The organism is Bacillus sp. P4_D3 (genome assembly GCF_056401855.1).
The window spans coordinates 1-1,220 of record NZ_JBFUIN010000849.1; the positions used below are offsets into that span (position 1 = coordinate 1).

The 1,220-nt window shown below is 29.1% G+C and carries 1 protein-coding gene; it reads right to left on the reverse strand.

Translation table 11 applies throughout. The features are described 5' to 3' along the window. Window positions 1-125: 125 nt before the first annotated feature. A complete protein-coding gene (locus AC1DTM_RS27315) occupies window positions 126-1,157 on the reverse strand; it encodes a VanZ family protein (RefSeq protein ID WP_088099092.1) in 1,032 nt (343 codons plus the stop codon). Between the last annotated feature and the right edge of the window lie 63 nt (window positions 1,158-1,220).

A 1,220-nucleotide genomic window follows, 5' to 3' on the forward strand; every position in this document is an offset into this window, starting at 1 on the left:
GCCCACAGCGTAATTGTTCTTCTTAAATGTTTTTCAATTTCAATTAAATTCCATAGGAGATTTTTTACATGAGCAAGACAACTAGATTAAACTATTTCACATGAACAAAAACATAAAAATCTACGTTATTTTCTCGCAGAAATAGGTTGAGACCAACTATCTTTGTCATTATCATTTAAGCGTACTTGAAAAACATATATAGGTTGAGAAAAGCCTTTTGTATCAGCGTAGTAATCTATATTATAATCTGTAATGACTAATGTATCACCTGCTTTGAAAGATATTATAGGATCAAAGTCTCCTTGTTTTAGTTTTTGAAATGCTTCTTTAGGAGACAGAATTTCAACATCTCGAATATATGATTTTTTTGTAACTAGCTCATTGTCATCAGGCATGTTTGAAATTTTCTCTTTGTAAACAGGCATTTTTTCACCTTCGTCTTTTAACTCTATTGATGTTTTTATAGTGACATCAGTCATGTCTATTTTTGTAATGGGATCTAAAGGCGTATTCCCAAATTCCTTCATTTGATACGAAATCATTATTCCAAGTGCAACAAAACTTACTGTAATCGGAAGAAATAAATATTTGATCATTTGTGTATCCGTTTCTTTTTTCTTCAACAATATAAGAACTATACTTAACATAGAATATCCTAGCATCATTCCTAAAGTATTATGAAGTAAATCGGCTAGTTCCATACTTCCACGTTGCATTATAAATTCAAGAATTTCAATCCATAAACTTGCTATAATTGAGCTGATTAACATCCATTTTGTTTTTTGAAAAACATTACTAAATAAAGGTAATAAAATTCCTAAAGGAAAAAGCATACCTATATTTACAATGATATGGAAAAAAGAAGAAAATGAAAAGGTATTCCATGCTTTTTTATAAACACTAAGTACATCAAAGTCAATTGTTCTTGCAAAGGTTATATCATCTGGACGACCAAATGAAGTAGCTGATAATGCAAGGGAATAATATCCTATTATTAATATAAACAATATAATTTGTTGTACGGTAAATTCCCCCCCACCTTTACATACCTTTTTGTATACTACAAAGTAGCTAAAAACAAATATGAGTAGTAACAAAAATGTGAGTTGTATTGTAGGAATTGCAACGGTAACAAGTAGTTCGGAAATAAAGTTCATTTTACACCTCTGTTTTTACGAATAAAATATTCAATAGTTTTATATAACATTCTAGATATAGAT